The organism is Citrobacter sp. Igbk 14 (assembly GCF_028069825.1).
Classification (GTDB): Bacteria; Pseudomonadota; Gammaproteobacteria; order Enterobacterales; family Enterobacteriaceae; genus Citrobacter.
In genome coordinates this window covers 14,409-33,042 of record NZ_JANEWM010000031.1, presented here as the reverse complement: position 1 = coordinate 33,042, position 18,634 = coordinate 14,409, and the positions used below count along the sequence as shown (strand labels likewise).

Sequence of the window (18,634 nt, the reverse complement as noted above, 5' to 3'; positions counted from 1 at the left end):
CCGTTGTCTTTCGCGCTGTAGATGCGTTGACTTCATTCGCTCACCCCGGTCATATAGTTAATCTATGCTCCCGGGGATTCACGAATTCGTCGCCTTCCTACAACGCGAAATCCTTAGGGTATTTGAATACGTTTTGTAGGCCTGATAAGGCGTAGCCGCCATCAGGCAATAACAACAAGATAAGGATAAAAGATGGCTACCCCACATATTAATGCAGAAATGGGCGATTTCGCTGACGTAGTTTTGATGCCGGGCGACCCGCTGCGTGCTAAGCACATTGCTGAAACTTTCCTCGAAGATGTCCGTGAAGTGAACAACGTTCGCGGCATGTTAGGTTTCACCGGGACTTACAAAGGCCGTAAGATCTCTGTTATGGGTCACGGTATGGGTATCCCGTCCTGCTCCATCTACACCAAAGAGCTGATCACTGATTTCGGCGTGAAGAAAATCATTCGCGTAGGCTCCTGTGGCGCTGTGCGTATGGACGTCAAACTGCGTGACGTGGTTATCGGTATGGGTGCTTGCACTGACTCCAAAGTTAACCGTATCCGCTTTAAAGATCATGACTTTGCAGCTATCGCTGACTTCGACATGGTGCGTAACGCTGTTGATGCGGCAAAAGCGCTGGGCGTTGACGCGCGCGTGGGCAACCTGTTCTCCGCTGACCTGTTCTACTCTCCGGACGGTGAAATGTTCGACGTGATGGAAAAGTACGGCGTACTGGGCGTGGAAATGGAAGCGGCGGGTATCTATGGTGTTGCGGCTGAATTTGGTGCGAAAGCGCTGACCATCTGCACCGTGTCCGACCATATCCGTACTCACGAGCAGACCACTGCCGCTGAACGTCAGACGACCTTCAACGACATGATCAAAATCGCACTGGAATCCGTTCTGCTGGGCGATAAAGAGTAAGCGTTGTGATGCCCGGTGGCGCTGTGCTGGCCGGGCCTGCCATTGTTCTCGTAGGCCGGATAAGGCGCAGCCGCCATCCGGCATTTTTCAGGCCAGTGCTTAACGCACCGCTCGGGCAATCCATGCCGACAGCTCGCGTAACTCTTTCTCCTGCTGTGGGAAATCAACCAGCAGCGCCTCGCACTCCTGTTGCAGCCTATCCGCCCGATACAAACACCCTTGCAGACGACCCGCCAGCGCTTCTAACGGCGCGGGATTGAGGCTGTCGGTAAAGACCTGTGCACGGGTAATATGCCCCTTCTCAACGTCAAAATGCAGCTCTACGCCGCCCCAGGTGAAACGCTCGTCCAGCAGATGTGAAAACGCTGGAGCTTGACCAAAGTTCCACTCCCAACTGCTCTGGCGGGCAAAGGTTTCGGCAAAATTCGGCAAATCCGGCGTTTTGTCAGGAGAGATAATTTCGGCATCTACGCGTTCGCCGTAGTGTTCAAAAAAGGCTTCTGTAACAGCCTTACACACCTGTTCGTGGGTAATGCCCGGTAACAACTCAGTCAAATTGGCAACTCGCGAGCGTACAGAGGTAATCCCTTTCGCGGCGAGTTTCTTTTTATCGGGGTTCAGGTAGTTGGCCAGTCGACTGAGATCGGCATTCAACAGCAGTGTTCCGTGGTGAAATCCACGATCCTTGGTTTCCCGATATGCGGAACCAGAGACTTTGCGGTCGCCCTCGGCGGTTTTAACCACCAGATCGTTACGCCCGGAGGCATCGGCGTTTACACCCAGTGAATTCAACGCATTCAATACGATAGCCGTGGAGATGGTTTTGTCATACTCCGGTTTGCCGGCCATAAAGGTAAAGCAGGTATTCCCGAGATCGTGAAATACCGCACCACCGCCACTGCTGCGACGTGCCAACCGTACGTTGTCCTCTTCCATTCGGCGGGTGTTACACTCTTTCCATGGGTTTTGCGCGCGGCCAATAACCACCGTATCGGCGTTACGCCATAAAAACAGGACGCGCTGCGTGGCGGGCATCTGGCGGAAAATGCACTCTTCAACGGCCAGGTTAAACCAGGGATCGTGAGAGTCAGAGATAAGCAGGCGTAGTGTGGTCATGGTCGGTTTCCTTTCTTTAAATTACTCTTTTTTCTCGTTGTCTTCTTCCTGTACCGGTTTGTTCGCGGTCAGCAGGAAAGGGGATTGCTGCCAGCGGGTACGCTTGCCTTGCAATAATGTGCGAGTGAGGACTACGCCAATAGCCAGTGACAGGAGCAGCATCAGGCGTAAGATGTTGGTGGTGTTGTCTACCTGCTTCGCTTCGGTGGCAAGCGTGTGGGTGTCGAGTGTCAGGCGCAGATAACCCAGCGGACCGTTTCTCCCCTGAATGGGCTCAACGATTTGCTGATTAAAATAGCCCCCGGCCTTTTTGCCATCGAGCGCCAGCCGGTCACGGACATTGACGCTCTCACCGGTGCGGGTAATCAGATCGCCCTGTTCATCGTACACACCAGCATCCAGAATACGGCTACTCTCCGTTAACTGTGTGAGTACGGCTTTGATGCGTTTTTCATCCGGTGTTTCGGTACGCATCAGCGGCGCGACGTTTAAGGTGACCTGGCGGGCCAGTGTCCGGGCCAGTTCTTCCAACTGCGGATTACGTTGCTGCTGGTGGCTTTGACTAAACCAGGATGCACCCTGCATCAGGGCGACAAGCAACGCGAGACAGGACAATACAATCACTGCACGATGAAGTCGGAATTTCAGTTTTGCGCGAGCCATATTCCACCTGCTGAAAATTTGAGGCTTAATGTTGCCAGAAGCGCTGGTTACAGGGTAGCCTCATGCGTTATTTTCCCCTGGATGATTCCGACCCGAACGATTTTACAGGAGCTTTAATGCCTAACATTACCTGGTGCGATCTACCTGAAGATGTCTCTCTGTGGCCAGGTCTGCCCCTTTCTTTAAGCGGTGATGAAGTCATGCCGCTGGACTACCACGCGGGCCGCAGTGGCTGGCTGCTGTATGGTCGTGGGCTGGATAAACAGCGTTTAACGCAATACCAGAGCAAACTGGGTGCGGCGATGGTGATCGTAGCCGCCTGGTGCGTTGAGGATTATCAAGTGATTCGCCTCGCGGGGTCGTTAACACCGCGTGCGACAAAACTGGCGCATGACGCCAAACTGGATGTTGCGCCATTAGGTAAAATTCCCCATCTGCGTACGCCAGGGCTACTGGTGATGGATATGGACTCTACGGCTATCCAGATCGAATGTATCGACGAAATCGCCAAACTGGCCGGAACGGGCGAAATGGTCGCGGAAGTGACCGAACGCGCGATGCGTGGTGAACTGGATTTTACCGCCAGTCTGCGCAGCCGGGTTGCCACCCTGAAAGGGGCCGATGCCAACATTCTGCAACAGGTGCGCGAAAACTTACCGCTGATGCCTGGCCTGACGCAACTGGTGTTGAAGCTGGAAACGCTCGGCTGGAAAGTGGCTATTGCCTCCGGTGGTTTTACCTTCTTTGCGGAATACCTGCGTGAAAAACTGCGACTGACTGCCGTTGTGGCGAATGAGCTGGAAATCATGGACGGTAAATTCACTGGTAATGTGATTGGCGATATCGTTGATGCGCAGTACAAAGCCAATACCCTGACACGTCTGGCGCAAGAGTATGAAATCCCGATGGCGCAGACGGTGGCGATCGGGGATGGTGCCAACGATCTGCCGATGATCAAAACGGCAGGTCTGGGGATCGCCTACCATGCAAAACCGAAAGTGAATGAAAAGACGGAGATCACTATCCGTCATGCTGATCTTATGGGCGTGTTCTGCATTCTCTCCGGCAGCATGAACCAGAAATAATTTTGATGTCGGGTGACGGCTGCGCCATCCGACAAAAGCATTAACAAAAGAGGTTAAACGTGGCAAAAGCTCCAAAACGCGCCTTTGTTTGTAATGAATGTGGGGCCGATTACCCGCGCTGGCAGGGTCAATGTAGCGCTTGTCAGGCCTGGAACACCATTACCGAGGTACGTCTTGCGGCGTCGCCTACGGTGGCGCGTAACGAGCGGCTCAGCGGCTATGCCGGGAATGCGGGTGTCGCAAAGGTGCAGAAGCTGTCTGATATTAGCCTCGAGGAGTTGCCGCGTTTTTCTACCGGTTTTAAAGAATTCGATCGCGTACTGGGCGGCGGTGTGGTGCCGGGTAGCGCCATTCTGATTGGCGGTAACCCCGGAGCAGGGAAGTCGACGCTGCTGCTACAAACGTTGTGCAAACTTGCCGAGCAGATGAAAACCTTGTACGTCACAGGGGAAGAATCTTTGCAGCAGGTTGCGATGCGCGCACACCGACTGGGTCTTCCGACGGCGAATCTGAATATGCTGTCGGAAACCAGCATTGAGCAAATTTGCCTGATTGCAGAAGAAGAACAGCCGAGGCTGATGGTTATCGACTCCATTCAGGTGATGCATATGGCGGATATTCAGTCTTCGCCAGGCAGTGTGGCGCAGGTACGGGAAACCGCCGCTTACCTGACGCGCTTTGCTAAAACGCGTGGTGTGGCGATTGTTATGGTCGGTCATGTCACCAAAGACGGGTCGCTGGCCGGGCCAAAGGTGTTGGAGCACTGTATTGACTGCTCGGTGCTGCTCGACGGTGATGCCGACTCCCGTTTTCGTACCCTGCGTAGCCATAAGAACCGTTTTGGTGCGGTGAATGAGCTGGGTGTCTTCGCGATGACCGAACAGGGACTGCGCGAAGTCAGTAACCCTTCTGCTATCTTTTTAAGTCGCGGTGATGAAGTTACCTCGGGCAGCTCAGTAATGGTGGTCTGGGAAGGGACACGTCCATTACTGGTGGAGATCCAGGCATTGGTCGATCACTCCATGATGTCGAATCCGCGTCGCGTGGCGGTTGGACTGGAACAAAACCGTCTGGCGATTCTGCTGGCAGTACTGCACCGTCACGGTGGTTTGCAGATGGCGGATCAGGACGTGTTCGTCAATGTGGTGGGTGGCGTAAAAGTCACTGAAACCAGTGCCGATCTGGCGCTGCTGCTGGCGATGGTTTCCAGCTTACGCGACAGACCGCTACCGCAGGATTTAGTCGTCTTTGGTGAAGTGGGGCTGGCAGGCGAAATCCGCCCGGTGCCCAGCGGTCAGGAACGTATTTCGGAAGCGGCGAAGCACGGCTTCCGCCGGGCGATTGTGCCTGCCGCCAACGTACCGAAAAAAGTACCGGAAGGAATGCAGGTTTTTGGCGTTAAAAAGCTTGCAGATGCGCTAAGCGTGTTTGACGACTTATAATCCTCTGTATGCAGTGATGTTGTATAATTTGCCGGATGGCGACGCAATGCGTCTTATCCGGCCTACGGATTGATGTTGTAGGCCTGATAAGCGAAGCGCCATCAGGCAGTGTTACGCGATTTTTCCAGCAGGAGGCTCTTGTGTCATTTGATTATCTGAAAACCGCCATTAAGCAAAAGGGCTGTACCCTGCAACAAGTGGCGGATGCCAGTGGCATGACCAAGGGATATCTCAGCCAACTGTTGAATGCCAAAATCAAAAGCCCCAGTGCGCAAAAACTGGAGGCGCTGCACCGTTTTTTGGGGCTTGAGTTTCCCCGTCAGCAGAAAAATATCGGTGTGGTATTTGGCAAGTTTTATCCGCTGCATACCGGTCATATCTATCTTATTCAGCGCGCCTGCAGCCAGGTAGATGAATTGCATATCATCATGGGCTATGACGATACACGCGATCGCAGCCTGTTTGAAGACAGTGCCATGTCACAACAGCCAACGGTCTCCGATCGTCTGCGCTGGCTGTTGCAGACCTTCAAATATCAGAAAAACATCCGTATTCATGCCTTCAATGAAGAGGGCATGGAGCCGTATCCGCACGGTTGGGATGTCTGGAGCAATGGCATCAAAACGTTTATGCAGGAGAAGGGGATTCAGCCTAACTGGATTTACACCTCTGAAGAATCTGATGCCCCGCAATATCTTGAACATCTGGGCATTGAAACGGTACTGGTTGATCCCAAACGGACATTTATGAGCATCAGCGGCGGGCAAATTCGAGAAAACCCATTCCGCTACTGGGAATATATCCCGACTGAAGTGAAACCGTTTTTCGTGCGCACCGTGGCGATCCTCGGTGGAGAGTCGAGCGGCAAATCGACGCTGGTGAATAAGCTTGCCAATATCTTCAACACCACCAGTGCGTGGGAATATGGCCGTGATTACGTCTTTTCCCATTTGGGGGGCGACGAGATGGCGTTGCAATACTCGGACTACGACAAGATTGCGCTGGGACAGGCACAGTACATTGATTTCGCAGTGAAATATGCCAATAAAGTGGCATTTATCGACACTGACTTTGTGACCACTCAGGCATTCTGTAAAAAGTACGAAGGGCGTGAGCATCCGTTTGTGCAGGCATTGATTGACGAATACCGCTTTGACCTGGTGATCCTGCTGGAAAACAATACTCCGTGGGTGGCGGATGGATTACGCAGCCTTGGGAGTTCGGTTGACCGTAAGGCATTTCAGTCTCTGCTGGTGGAGATGCTACAGGAAAACAATATCGATTTTGTCCACGTGGAAGAGCCTGACTATGATGGCCGGTTCCTGCGCTGCGTGGAGCTGGTGAAAGAACTGATGGGTGAGCAGAGGTAGGTTTTAATGCCGGATGCGCTGCGCTTATCCGGCCTACAAGTCGCACTTACCTCATTGGCAGGATGACCTGCGCGTATTCGGCTTACAAATCGTACTAATCTCGTAGGCCGGATAAGGCGGAACGCCGCCATCCGGCGCTTAACGGTAATTACTTAGAAATACGCTTATACTTAATACGCTTCGGCTCCAGCGCATCAGCGCCCAGCGTGCGTTTTTTGTACTCTTCGTATTCGGTAAAGTTACCTTCAAAGAACTCGACTTTACCTTCATCCTGGTAATCCAGAATGTGGGTGGCGATACGGTCAAGGAACCAACGGTCGTGCGAGATAACCATCGCACAGCCTGGGAATTCCAGCAGGGCGTTTTCCAGCGCGCGCAGGGTTTCGATATCCAGGTCGTTTGTCGGTTCATCGAGCAGCAGCATATTACCGCCAACCTGCAGCAGTTTCGCCAGGTGCAGACGACCACGCTCACCGCCGGACAGTTCGCCTACGCGTTTACCCTGATCAACACCTTTAAAGTTGAAGCGGCCTACGTAGGCACGGCTTGGCATTTCGGTGTTGCCGATACGCATAATATCCAGCCCGCCGGAGACTTCTTCCCACACGGTTTTGCTGTTGTCCATGGCATCACGGAACTGGTCAACAGACGCCAGCTTCACGGTTTCACCCAGTTCAATGGTGCCGCTGTCAGGCTGTTCCTGACCGGACATCATGCGGAACAGGGTGGATTTACCTGCACCGTTCGGACCGATGATACCGACAATTGCCCCTTTTGGTACTGAGAAGCTCAAATCGTCAATCAGTACGCGATCGCCGTAGGATTTACGCAGATTGGTCACTTCAACGACTTTATCGCCCAGGCGTGGTCCTGGTGGAATAAACAGTTCGTTGGTTTCGTTACGTTTCTGGTATTCGGTATTGTTGAGTTCTTCAAAGCGCGCCAGACGGGCTTTGCCCTTAGACTGGCGGCCTTTAGCACCCTGACGTACCCACTCCAGCTCTTTCTCAATGGATTTACGACGCGCAGCTTCCTGAGAGGCTTCCTGAGCCAGACGCTGATCTTTTTGTTCCAGCCATGAGGAGTAGTTACCTTCCCACGGAATACCTTCACCACGGTCAAGTTCCAGAATCCATCCGGCAACATTATCAAGGAAGTAACGGTCGTGGGTAATCGCCACAACGGTCCCTTCAAAGTCGTGCAGGAAGCGTTCCAGCCACGCGACGGATTCGGCATCCAGGTGGTTCGTCGGTTCGTCGAGCAGCAGCATGTCTGGTTTTTCCAGCAGCAGGCGGCACAGTGCGACGCGGCGACGTTCACCACCGGAGAGCTTCTCAATTTTGGCATCCCAGTCCGGCAGACGCAGGGCATCGGCGGCACGTTCGAGCTGCACATTCAGATTATGACCGTCATGCGCCTGAATAATCTCTTCAAACTTGCCCTGTTGCGCAGCAAGTTTATCGAAATCTGCGTCTGGCTCTGCGTATTTCGCATACACTTCATCCAGGCCTTTCAGTGCGTTAACCACTTCGGCAACCGCTTCTTCAACGGATTCTCGAACAGTGTGTTCCGGGTTCAGCTTCGGTTCCTGTGGCAGGTAACCGATCTTGATACCCGGCTGCGGACGTGCTTCACCTTCGATATCGGTATCAATGCCGGCCATGATACGCAGCAGGGTAGATTTACCCGCACCGTTCAGACCGAGCACCCCGATTTTTGCGCCTGGGAAGAAGCTCAGAGAGATGTTTTTAAGAATATGACGTTTCGGCGGAACGACTTTGCCGACACGATGCATGGTATAAACGAATTGGGCCACGTTGGACTCGCCTCTATGTTTATCCCGTCATACTTCAAGCCGCAGATGCGTTGGCTGTGTGCGTTCACCCCAGTCACGTACTTTTGTACGCTCAGGGGATTCACTCCCTCGCCGCCTTGCTGCAACTTGAATTATTTAGGGCTAATTATTGGTAAATAGTTATCAAAGGCGAAGTGTAGCCTTTTTCATTGCCCAATCCCAGCCAGCAGATCTCACTCGCAACAAAAGTAAAAAAGTGTCCGTGACGTGGCACATTCTGCAATGTCTGGTTAGCATGAACTAATTAAGCGGCATGATGCTGCACAGACGTAAACGACAAGAGGAAGAGCTTGTGGACAAAGCCAAACAATTTACCTGGCGCCTGCTGGCTGCCAGCGTATGTCTGCTGACGGTCAGTCAAGTGGCGCGAGCCGATTCCCTGGATGAGCAGCGCAATCGCTATGCGCAAATTAAGCAGGCCTGGGATAACCGACAAATGGACGTCGTAGAGCAGATGATGCCCGGCCTGAAGAACTATCCTCTGTACCCCTATCTGGAATATCGCCAGATCACTGACGACTTGATGAATCAGCCTACCATCACCGTAACGAACTTTGTGCGCGCTAACCCGACGCTCCCACCGGCACGTACTCTGCAATCGCGTTTTGTGAACGAACTGGCGCGTCGGGAAGACTGGCGCGGGCTGCTGGCATTTAGCCCGGATAAGCCTGGCACTACTGAGGCGCAATGTAACTACTACTATGCGAAATGGAGCACCGGGCAAATCGAAGAGGCCTGGCAGGGCGCAAAAGAGTTGTGGTTAACCGGCAAAAGCCAGCCGAATGCGTGTGACAAATTATTCGGCGTATGGCGCGCTTCCGGCACTCAGGACCCACTGGCGTATCTGGAACGTATCCGTCTGGCGATGAAGGCGGGGAATACCGGACTGGTGACCGCGCTGGCCGGACAGATGCCAGCACAGTATCAGACAATCGCGCAGGCAATCATCGCACTGGCGAACGATCCTAATTCGGTGATGACCTTTGCGCGCACCACCGGTGCGACGGATTTCACCCGACAGATGGCGGCGGTGGCCTTTGCCAGCGTGGCGCGTCAGGATGTGGAAAACGCTCGCCTGATGATCCCTTCCCTGGTGCAGGCGCAGCAGTTGAATGACGAGCAAACCCAGGAACTGCGCGACATTGTCGCCTGGCGTCTGATGGGCAATGACGTCACCGACGAGCAGGCCAAATGGCGTGATGACGCGATTATGCGCTCCAATTCCACCTCGCTTGTGGAGCGCCGCGTGCGTATGGCGCTGGGAACCGGCGATCGTCGCGGGCTGAACACCTGGCTGGCGCGTTTGCCAATGGAGGCAAAAGAAAAAGATGAGTGGCGCTACTGGCAGGCGGATCTGCTGCTGGAGCGGGGACGCAATGATGAAGCGAAAGAGATCCTGCATCAGCTCATGCAGCAGCGCGGTTTCTACCCGATGGTGGCCGCGCAAAGGCTGGGAGAAGAGTACGCGTTGAAAGTGGATAAAGCGCCAGCGAATGTTGACTCTGCCCTGACTCAGGGGCCGGAAATGGCGCGTGTTCGTGAACTGATGTACTGGAACCTGGACAATACCGCGCGCAGTGAGTGGGCGAACCTGGTCACCAGCCGCGCCAAGTCTGAGCAGGCACAATTGGCGCGTTATGCGTTTAATAACCACTGGTGGGATCTGAGCGTTCAGGCCACGATCGCCGGTAAGCTGTGGGATCATCTGGAAGAGCGCTTCCCGCTGGCTTACCAGGATCTGTTTACCCGCTACACCCGCGGAAAAGATATTCCACAGAGTTATGCGATGGCCATTGCACGTCAGGAAAGCGCCTGGAACCCGAAAGTAAAATCGCCGGTAGGTGCCAGTGGGCTGATGCAGATTATGCCGGGCACGGCGACGCATACGGTGAAAATGTTCTCGATTCCAGGTTACAGCAACCCAAATCAGTTGTTAGATCCTGATACCAATATCAACATCGGTACTAGCTATTTGCAGTACGTGTACCAGCAATTTGGCAACAACCGTATCTTTGCTTCTGCGGCGTATAACGCCGGCCCGGGACGCGTTCGTACCTGGCTTGGCAATAGCGCAGGTCGTATTGATGCCGTGGCGTTTGTCGAAAGTATTCCATTCTCGGAAACGCGAGGATATGTGAAGAACGTGCTGGCATACGATGCATACTACCGTTATTTCCTCGGGGATAAACCGACGTTGATGAGCGACGCAGAATGGCAACGTCGTTACTGATCGCGTTGAGTGTGTTATGCTATCGTACTCGTTAAAGAGTACAAAAGGGGGAAGCAAGCACGCTTCCCCCCCGCAACGATGGCGACATTTTATGACCCAGCAATCACCCTATTCAGCAGCGATGGCAGAACAGCGTCACCAGGAGTGGTTACGTTTTGTCGACCTGCTTAAACAGGCTTACGAGCAAGATTTACATCAGCCACTGCTCAATTTGATGTTAACGCCGGATGAGCGCGAAGCGCTGGGAACGCGCGTGCGCATCATTGAAGAGTTGTTGCGTGGTGAGATGAGCCAGCGCGAGCTAAAAAACGAACTTGGGGCCGGGATTGCCACCATTACGCGTGGTTCCAACAGCCTCAAGTCGGCACCCGTAGAGTTACGCCAGTGGCTGGAGCAGGTGTTGCTCAAAAACGGCTGATTCGTCGTAGGCCGGATAAGGCGAAGCCGCCATCCGGCAACATTGCAGCGAAATACCTGATGGCGCTGTGCGTATCAGGCCTACAACATAGCGCAAATAATTACCGATACACCGCGTTATGAAATGGGCTTAACGCCAGAATCACCGCCTGGTGATAGACGCTCGAACGTGTCAGTTTGCCCGCGGTAAAGACGCCAATTGCGCCCTCCTTACGGCCAATCTCATCAATACCCGTGTAATCCGACATCACCGGACCGAGCGCTTCACCCAGGCGTACTCTGTCGAGAATGACGGCAGGCAATGGCAGCGTAGCAGAACGGGCTTCGCCACGCTGGATACCGTTATCAATTACCACCCAACTGAAGGTGGCGTCATCGTCAATTCCCGCTTCAATAGCGACCCAGAAATCAGCCTGCGGGTGCAGGCGGCGCGCGTTATCAACGCGATTTCGTGCGCCAGTGCGCGTTTCCTGGTTTCCAAAAGGCTGTTCCGGCACGCCACTCTCGACGGCGATGGGTTCAATATGGCAGGATCCTTCCCCGAAAATCTCTTCAAATGCCCGCAGAATTGCCTGAATTTTGGCAGGATTGGTGGTCGCAGAGATAACCTTGTGCATAATTAAGCTCAGTTTGAAAATTCATCGCAGAGTCTACTCAAAGTACGACGAGTATATAACGGAAAAAAAGCATGTTACAGGTATACCTTGTTCGCCATGGTGAAACGCAGTGGAACGCCGAGCGACGTATTCAAGGCCAGTCAGACAGCCCACTGACCGCTAAAGGTGAGCAGCAAGCCATGCAGGTTGGTGAACGCGCCCGCTCGTTTGGCATTACGCACGTTATCAGTAGCGATTTAGGTCGTACACGACGCACTGCAGAAATTATCGCTCAGGCGTGTGGCTGTGAGATCACTTATGATGCGCGCCTGCGTGAACTCAATATGGGCGTGCTGGAAAAACGCCATATCGATACACTGACCCCAGAAGAAGAGGGCTGGCGTCGTCAGTTGGTGAACGGTACGGTGGATGGTCGTATTCCGGAAGGGGAATCGATGCAGGAACTGAGCGATCGTGTCAACGCGGCGCTGGCATCCTGCCTGGAACTGCCGCCGGGGAGTCGTCCATTGCTGGTGAGCCATGGTATTGCGCTGGGCTGCCTGGTGAGTACTATTCTGGGATTGCCTGCATGGGCTGAGCGTCGTTTGCGTCTGCGCAACTGCTCTATTTCTCGTGTCGATTACCAGGAAAGTTTATGGCTGGCACCGGGCTGGGTGGTTGAAACGGCAGGGGACATCTCGCATCTGGATGCCCCTGCGTTGGATGAACTACAGCGTTAACGGCGGATAGGAATCAGGAATTCGCAGCGCAGGTTAATAGGGCGATCTCCCGCTTTGGCATCTTCTGCCGGGTAGTATCGCTCTATATCCTGCCCTTTACGGCGAGTCAGGTTCAGCATTGGCATGCAGGTGCCGTACACCGTCAGGATAAACTCCTGCACGCCCGTCCCCAGACCCTCATAGGTAAACATCACATACTCGCCGCCCTGTAACAGGATGGGTTGCGCCGACTGCACGTATCCGTTGGCCTGCTCTGGTGTGAGCGCGGTGGTATAAAACACTTCCTGTTCGTCATCTTTCTCAATGCTGGGACGCGTTTCATTGAGTCCGTACAGAACCTGCGGGATCGCAGGAGCCTGAGCAAGGAAGTCGCGCCAGAACTGGATCCGCATTTCATGACGGAAATCTGAAATCTGCTCAAGCGAGCAGGAATAACTCTGCGTGGTACCCAGCAATGGTGTATCTTCCAGCGTGACGAATTCATGCGCTGGCATGGCAAATTCCCCGAGGCGCATCGGAGGGCGAATACCGAAAGCGCTCCATTCCGGTGAACGACGATACAGCGCAGGCGTCTGGGAAAATTGCTTTTTGAACGCGCGGGTAAACGTCTGTTGAGAATCGAAGCGATACTGTAGGGCGATGTCCAGTATTGGACGCGCAGTCAGGCGTAGCGCCACTGCGGACTTCGATAAACGACGAGCACGGATATAGGCGCCAATAGCGTGGCCCGTCACGTCCTTGAACATTCTCTGCAGATGCCACTTGGAATAGCCTGCTTTTGCCGCCACATTGTCAAGCGACAAAGGCTGATCCAGATGGCCTTCCAGCCAGATTAAGAGGTCGCGAATAATGCCAGCCTGATCCATAAAATATCCTCATCCTTTCAACAACGAGTACCTGACGTCAGGTATGAGGATAATAGCATTTTTTGCTGTTTTAGCATTCAGTGTTTTTTTTGCTCATAAGTGCTTTTTTCGCACATACGAAAGCGTGATTATTGTAATCCTGTGATCTGTATACGTTTTATCTTAGAATGTCTAATAATTACACAGAGTAACATTTAAGAATGGTAACAATATGAAATATAAGAGCTTAGTCATTTCCTCAATTCTGCTGATGATGACGCAGGTTGCCCATGCGGAGCAGATTGGATCTGTCGATACCGTGTTCAAAATGTTTGGACCGGATCATAAAATTGTGGTCGAGGCATTTGATGATCCTGATGTCACTAATGTGACCTGCTACGTTAGCCGCGCCAAAACGGGTGGCATTAAAGGTGGGCTTGGTTTGGCTGAAGATACTTCCGACGCGGCTATCTCCTGTCAGCAAGTGGGGCCGGTGGAGCTGAGCGACAGAATTAAAAACGGCAAAGCCCAGGGCGAGGTGGTCTTTAAGAAACGTACGTCTCTGGTGTTTAAATCCTTACAGGTCGTGCGTTTTTATGATGCGAAACGCAACACGCTGGCCTATCTGGCCTATTCAGATAAGGTGGTTGATGGATCGCCCAAAAATGCTATCAGCGCGGTACCCATCATGCCGTGGCAGCGATAACAGGTAGGCAAAATGCAACAGGCGCTGATCTGGTTGGTTGAGGACGAGCAGGGGATTGCGGATACGCTTATCTACATGCTGCAGCAGGAAGGTTTTAGCGTTGAAGCCTTTGAGCGTGGATTGCCCGTGCTGGAAAAATCACGCCAAAGATGTCCGGATGCGATCATTCTGGATGTCGGACTCCCGGATATCAGCGGCTTTGAACTGTGCCGGCGATTACTGGAACGTCACCCGGCATTGCCAATCCTCTTTCTGACTGCGCGTAGCGATGAAGTCGATCGCCTGCTGGGGCTGGAAATCGGTGCGGATGATTATGTGGCGAAACCCTTCTCTCCGCGTGAGGTGTGCGCCCGCGTGCGTACGTTGCTGCGGCGGGTGAAAAAATTCTCCACGCCTCCACCGGCGACGCGGTGCGGTGATTTTGAACTCAATGAGCTTGCCGCACAGATTACCTGGTTTGGTATGCCGTTAAATCTGACACGCTATGAATTCTTGTTGCTGAAAACATTACTGCTGTCGCCGGGACGCGTCTACTCACGCCAACAGTTAATGGATTTAGTCTGGGCCGATGCCCAGGATACTTTTGACCGAACGGTAGACACGCACATTAAAACGCTGCGTGCCAAACTGCGGGCCGTCAACCCGGAGTGCTCACCGATTAATACACATCGTGGTATGGGATACAGCCTGAGGAGCACCTGATGCGCATTGGCATGCGTTTGCTGCTGGGCTACTTTCTGATTGTCGCCGTTGCCGCCTGGTTCGTTCTGTCCATCTTTGTACAGGAGATTAAGCCCGGCGTTCGTCGTGCGACGGAAGGTACGTTGATTGATACCGCTACGCTGCTGGCCGCGCTGGCGCGTGATGATTTGCTTTCTGGCTCTCCCTCCCACGGCAGGTTGGCGCAGGCATTTTCGCAACTGCATGATCGTCCTTTTCGCGCCAATATCAGTGGTATTAACAAAGTGCGCAATGAGTATCACGTCTACATGACGGACGCGCAGGGCAAGGTGGTGTTTGATTCCGCCAACAAAGCCGTAGGCGAAGATTATTCTCGCTGGAACGACGTATGGTTAACGCTGCGTGGGCAGTATGGCGCACGAAGTACGCCACAGAACCCGGCCGATCCGGAAAGTTCGGTGATGTATGTTGCCGCACCGATTGTTGACCGCGGACGTATTATTGGTGTGCTCAGTGTCGGCAAACCAAATGCGGCAATGGCTCCTGTTATTCAGCGTAGCGAGCGGCGAATACTGTGGGCCAGCGCCGTGTTACTGGGGATCGCCTTAATGATTGGCGCAGGAATGGTATGGTGGATAAATCGGTCTATCGCGCGGCTGGCACGCTATGCTGATTCTGTCACTGAGAATCGCCCCGTTGCGCTTCCTGATCTTGGTAGCAGTGAGCTACGTAAGCTGGCGCAGGCGCTGGAAAGTATGCGGCTTAAGCTGGAGGGCAAGAATTACATTGAGCAGTACGTCTATGCGTTGACGCATGAGCTAAAAAGCCCGCTGGCGGCGATTCGCGGCGCGGCAGAAATTTTGCGCGAAGGCCCGCCGTCCGGTGTGGCCGCGCGATTTACCGATAATATTTTGACGCAGAATGCGCGCATGCAGGTGCTGGTCGAAACGCTGTTACGCCAGGCCAGACTGGAGAACCGGCAGGATATTAGGCTCACGCCCGTCACAACGGACGTGCTGTTCACTCAGCTTCGTGAAGCCCGTAGCGTGCAACTGGCCGCAAAAAACATCACGCTTACCGTCGTACCTTCATCGCTGACGGTTGACGCCGATGCCGCACTGCTGGAGCAGGCGTTGGGTAATCTGCTGGATAACGCCATCGATTTTACGCCGGAGAACGGGACAATTGTATTGAGCGCGCATTCGCAGGAGGACCGCGTCACAATACAGGTCAGTGATAACGGCAGTGGCATACCTGACTTTGCGTTGCCGCGTATTTTTGAGCGCTTCTATTCGCTGCCCCGCGAGAATGGGCATAAAAGCAGTGGGCTGGGGCTGGCGTTTGTCAGTGAGGTTGCGCGATTGCATCGAGGTGACGTGGCGTTGTGCAACCGGTCAGAAGGCGGGGTGCAGGCCTCGTTTACACTTCACCGTCACTTCACATAACTTCAAATTCCCCGCACATAGCTGTTCTACCTTGCTGACATCGCAAAGGAGAACGCTATGTTTAAATCACCCCTGTTTTGGAAAATAGTCACCTTAGGTGGCGCTATGCTGCTGCTGTTAATTCCACTGACGATGGTCAGGCAGATAATTGTTGAGCGGTCGGACTATCGTAGTGAGGTAGAAGATGCTATCCGACAGAGCACCAGCGGACCGCAAAAGGTGGTAGGTCCGCTGATTGCCGTCCCGGTGACGGAACTGTATACCGAGCTGGAAGGTGACAAACAGATCCAGCGAAAGCGTAGCTACATCCACTTCTGGTTGCCGGAATCGCTGGTTGTTGAGGGTAACCAGAATGTTGAAGCCCGTAAGATAGGTATTTATGAAGGACAGGTCTGGCACAACGATTTGTCGGTGAAGGCCGAGTTTAATGCTGAACGCCTCAGTGAACTGAACCATCCCAATATCACCATCGGCACACCTTTTGTGGTGGTTGGGGTGGGCGATGCGCGCGGTATTGGCGTCGTGAAGGCTTCGCAGATTAATGGAACATCGCTGGTGGTCGAACCTGGTACAGGATTGGATGGTCGTGCTCAGGGGATCCACATTCCGCTACCGGACGCCGGCTGGGCGGAAAAAAATCTCAGTGTCGTGTTGTCGCTTAATCTGAGTGGAACAGGTGATTTTTCCGTTGTCCCGGTTGGGCGTAATAGCGAAATGACCGTGACCAGCAACTGGCCACATCCTAACTTCCTCGGTGATTTTCTTCCGGCTAAGCGTGAAGTCAGTGAGTCAGGATTTAAGGCGCAATGGCAAAGTAGCTGGTTCGCGAATAATCTGGGAGAGCGCTTTGGCGATGAGAAGATTGGCTGGCAGGGTATGCCCGCATTTAGCGTCGCTGTGGCTACGCCTGCGGATCAGTATCAATTGACAGACAGAGCGACAAAGTATGCCATTTTATTGATTACACTAACTTTTATGTCTTTCTTTGTGCTCGAAAGTATGACCAGCCTTCGACTGCACCCGATGCAATATCTGTTGGTGGGATTATCTCTGGTGATGTTCTATTTGCTGTTGTTGGCGCTGTCGGAGCACGTTGGTTTTACTGCCGCATGGATTGTCGCCAGCCTGATTGGCGCGCTGATGAACGGCGTGTATTTACAGGCGATACTGCAGGGATGGCGTAACAGTCTGTTTTTTACCGCAGCATTGCTGGGACTGGATGGCGTGATGTGGGCACTGTTGCGTTCGCAGGATAGCGCTTTATTGCTGGGAACGGGTGTACTGTTACTGGCGCTTTGTGGGGTCATGTTCCTGACGCGTCATCTTGACTGGCACGCACTTGCACAGCCAAAGCCCAAAACGGAGAACGCAACTGAGGACGATGAATTACGGTTGTGGAAATAGGGGCGTAGTGAAATGAAAAACGGCGCATAAAGCGCCGTTTTTATACCAGTCAGGATGATATTAATCCTGCAGGTCGCCGCAGAAACGGTAGCCTTCACCGTGAATGGTAGCGATGATTTCTGGTGTATCCGGCGTGGATTCGAAGTGCTTACGAATACGGCGGATTGTTACGTCAACGGTACGGTCATGCGGCTTCAGTTCACGACCGGTCATTTTTTTCAACAGTTCTGCGCGAGACTGGATCTTGCCCGGATTCTCACAGAAGTGAAGCATGGCACGGAATTCGCTACGTGGCAGTTTATACTGCTCGCCGTCAGGGCCAATCAGAGAGCGGCTGTTGATGTCCAGCTCCCAACCATTGAACTTGTAGCTTTCGACGCTACGACGCTCTTCGCTCACTGTGCCCAGATTCATGGTACGGGACAGCAGGTTACGAGCACGGATAGTCAGTTCGCGTGGGTTAAACGGCTTGGTGATGTAATCGTCAGCGCCGATTTCGAGGCCGAGAATTTTATCGACTTCGTTATCACGGCCCGTCAGGAACATCAGTGCAACGTTAGCTTGTTCGCGGAGTTCACGCGCTAACAGAAGACCATTTTTACCTGGCAGATTGATATCCATAATCACAAGGTTGATGTCATATTCAGAGAGGATCTGATGCATTTCCGCGCCATCTGTCGCCTCGAATACATCATAGCCTTCCGCTTCGAAAATGCTTTTCAACGTGTTACGTGTTACTAACTCGTCTTCAACGATAAGAATGTGCGGGGTCTGCATGTTTGCTACCTAAATTGCCAACTAAATCGAAACAGGAAGTACAAAAGTCCCTGACCTGCCTGATGCATGTCGTAAATTAACATGATCGGCGTAACATGACTAAAGTACGTAATTGCGTTCTTGATGCACTTTCCATCAACGTCAACAACATCATTAGCTTGGTCGTGGGCACTTTCCCTCTGGACCCGACAGTGTCAAAAACGGCTGTCATCCTAACCATTTTAACAGCAACATAACAGGCTAAGACGTACCGGACACCCAATAAAACTACGCTTCGTTGACATATATCAAGTTCAATTGTAGCACGTTAACAGTTTGATGAAATCAACGTATCTAAATGATAGCTTTCA

18 protein-coding genes are annotated in these 18,634 nt (G+C 53.0%); 12 read left to right on the top strand and 6 right to left on the bottom strand.

Features of this window, described 5'->3' with window-relative positions; genetic code table 11:
- Positions 1-192 precede the first annotated feature (192 nt).
- The gene (gene deoD, locus NNN64_RS13555) at positions 193-912 is read left to right on the top strand and encodes a purine-nucleoside phosphorylase (RefSeq protein WP_000224864.1); all 720 of its coding nucleotides are present in this window, start codon (positions 193-195) and stop codon (positions 910-912) included.
- Positions 913-1,011: 99 nt separating this feature from the next.
- On the opposite strand, the gene lplA is transcribed toward deoD, so the two are convergent.
- Together lplA and NNN64_RS13545 are read right to left on the bottom strand one after the other, a co-directional pair.
- A complete protein-coding gene (lplA, locus tag NNN64_RS13550; RefSeq protein WP_271441705.1) occupies positions 1,012-2,028 on the bottom strand; it encodes a lipoate--protein ligase LplA in 1,017 nt (338 codons plus the stop codon).
- A gap of 21 nt (positions 2,029-2,049) precedes the next feature.
- A complete protein-coding gene (locus tag NNN64_RS13545; RefSeq protein ID WP_137383800.1) occupies positions 2,050-2,691 on the bottom strand; it encodes a YtjB family periplasmic protein in 642 nt (213 codons plus the stop codon).
- Between the two features lie 116 nt (positions 2,692-2,807).
- Between NNN64_RS13545 and serB the strand changes: the two genes are divergently transcribed.
- From serB to nadR, 3 genes are all read left to right on the top strand, one after another.
- Complete coding sequence (gene serB, locus NNN64_RS13540) at positions 2,808-3,776, top strand: phosphoserine phosphatase (protein WP_202039572.1); 969 nt, start codon at positions 2,808-2,810, stop codon at positions 3,774-3,776.
- Between the two features lie 59 nt (positions 3,777-3,835).
- Complete coding sequence (radA, locus tag NNN64_RS13535) at positions 3,836-5,218, top strand: DNA repair protein RadA (protein WP_271441704.1); 1,383 nt, start codon at positions 3,836-3,838, stop codon at positions 5,216-5,218.
- A 140-nt stretch (positions 5,219-5,358) separates the two neighbouring features.
- The gene (gene nadR / locus NNN64_RS13530; RefSeq protein WP_411961646.1) at positions 5,359-6,588 is read left to right on the top strand and encodes a multifunctional transcriptional regulator/nicotinamide-nucleotide adenylyltransferase/ribosylnicotinamide kinase NadR; all 1,230 of its coding nucleotides are present in this window, start codon (positions 5,359-5,361) and stop codon (positions 6,586-6,588) included.
- Between the two features lie 148 nt (positions 6,589-6,736).
- Here nadR and ettA read toward each other — a convergent pair whose 3' ends face one another.
- Positions 6,737-8,404, bottom strand: coding sequence for an energy-dependent translational throttle protein EttA (gene ettA, locus NNN64_RS13525; protein ID WP_005123940.1), 1,668 nt, complete (start codon positions 8,402-8,404; stop codon positions 6,737-6,739).
- Between the two features lie 331 nt (positions 8,405-8,735).
- Between ettA and sltY the strand changes: the two genes are divergently transcribed.
- Both sltY and trpR read left to right on the top strand, forming a co-directional pair.
- A complete protein-coding gene (gene sltY, locus NNN64_RS13520) occupies positions 8,736-10,673 on the top strand; it encodes a murein transglycosylase (RefSeq protein WP_271441703.1) in 1,938 nt (645 codons plus the stop codon).
- A gap of 91 nt (positions 10,674-10,764) precedes the next feature.
- The gene (trpR, locus tag NNN64_RS13515; RefSeq protein WP_271441702.1) at positions 10,765-11,091 is read left to right on the top strand and encodes a trp operon repressor; all 327 of its coding nucleotides are present in this window, start codon (positions 10,765-10,767) and stop codon (positions 11,089-11,091) included.
- A 100-nt stretch (positions 11,092-11,191) separates the two neighbouring features.
- On the opposite strand, the gene yjjX is transcribed toward trpR, so the two are convergent.
- Positions 11,192-11,707: an inosine/xanthosine triphosphatase gene (gene yjjX / locus NNN64_RS13510; protein ID WP_271441701.1), complete on the bottom strand. Its 516-nt coding sequence runs from the start codon at positions 11,705-11,707 to the stop codon at positions 11,192-11,194.
- 71 nt (positions 11,708-11,778) lie between these two features.
- Between yjjX and gpmB the strand changes: the two genes are divergently transcribed.
- Positions 11,779-12,426, top strand: a complete 648-nt coding sequence (gene gpmB, locus NNN64_RS13505) for a 2,3-diphosphoglycerate-dependent phosphoglycerate mutase GpmB (RefSeq protein WP_271441700.1) — start codon at positions 11,779-11,781, stop codon at positions 12,424-12,426.
- Here the strand turns inward: gpmB and robA are convergent.
- Positions 12,423-13,292: an MDR efflux pump AcrAB transcriptional activator RobA gene (gene robA, locus NNN64_RS13500; RefSeq protein ID WP_137383794.1), complete on the bottom strand. Its 870-nt coding sequence runs from the start codon at positions 13,290-13,292 to the stop codon at positions 12,423-12,425. The two genes, gpmB and robA, sit on opposite strands and share 4 nt — an antisense overlap.
- A 211-nt stretch (positions 13,293-13,503) precedes the next feature.
- Here robA and creA point away from each other — a divergent pair, with 211 nt between their 5' ends.
- Genes creA through creD form a run of 4 tightly spaced genes read left to right on the top strand, consistent with a single transcriptional unit; the run spans position 13,504 to position 17,507 of the window.
- Complete coding sequence (gene creA, locus NNN64_RS13495) at positions 13,504-13,977, top strand: protein CreA (RefSeq protein ID WP_271441699.1); 474 nt, start codon at positions 13,504-13,506, stop codon at positions 13,975-13,977.
- A 12-nt stretch (positions 13,978-13,989) separates the two neighbouring features.
- Entirely contained in the window at positions 13,990-14,679 is a 690-nt protein-coding gene (gene creB / locus NNN64_RS13490; RefSeq protein ID WP_271441698.1) for a two-component system response regulator CreB, read from the top strand.
- Complete coding sequence (gene creC, locus NNN64_RS13485; protein WP_271441697.1) at positions 14,679-16,103, top strand: two-component system sensor histidine kinase CreC; 1,425 nt, start codon at positions 14,679-14,681, stop codon at positions 16,101-16,103. Before creB ends, creC begins: the two co-directional genes overlap by 1 nt.
- A gap of 57 nt (positions 16,104-16,160) precedes the next feature.
- Positions 16,161-17,507: a cell envelope integrity protein CreD gene (creD, locus tag NNN64_RS13480; protein WP_271441696.1), complete on the top strand. Its 1,347-nt coding sequence runs from the start codon at positions 16,161-16,163 to the stop codon at positions 17,505-17,507.
- Between the two features lie 60 nt (positions 17,508-17,567).
- On the opposite strand, the gene arcA is transcribed toward creD, so the two are convergent.
- The gene (gene arcA / locus NNN64_RS13475; RefSeq protein ID WP_001194359.1) at positions 17,568-18,284 is read right to left on the bottom strand and encodes a two-component system response regulator ArcA; all 717 of its coding nucleotides are present in this window, start codon (positions 18,282-18,284) and stop codon (positions 17,568-17,570) included.
- A 95-nt stretch (positions 18,285-18,379) separates the two neighbouring features.
- On the opposite strand from arcA, the gene yjjY reads away from it, so the two are divergent.
- Entirely contained in the window at positions 18,380-18,520 is a 141-nt protein-coding gene (gene yjjY, locus NNN64_RS13470; protein WP_001541509.1) for a protein YjjY, read from the top strand.
- Positions 18,521-18,634: the final 114 nt, after the last annotated feature.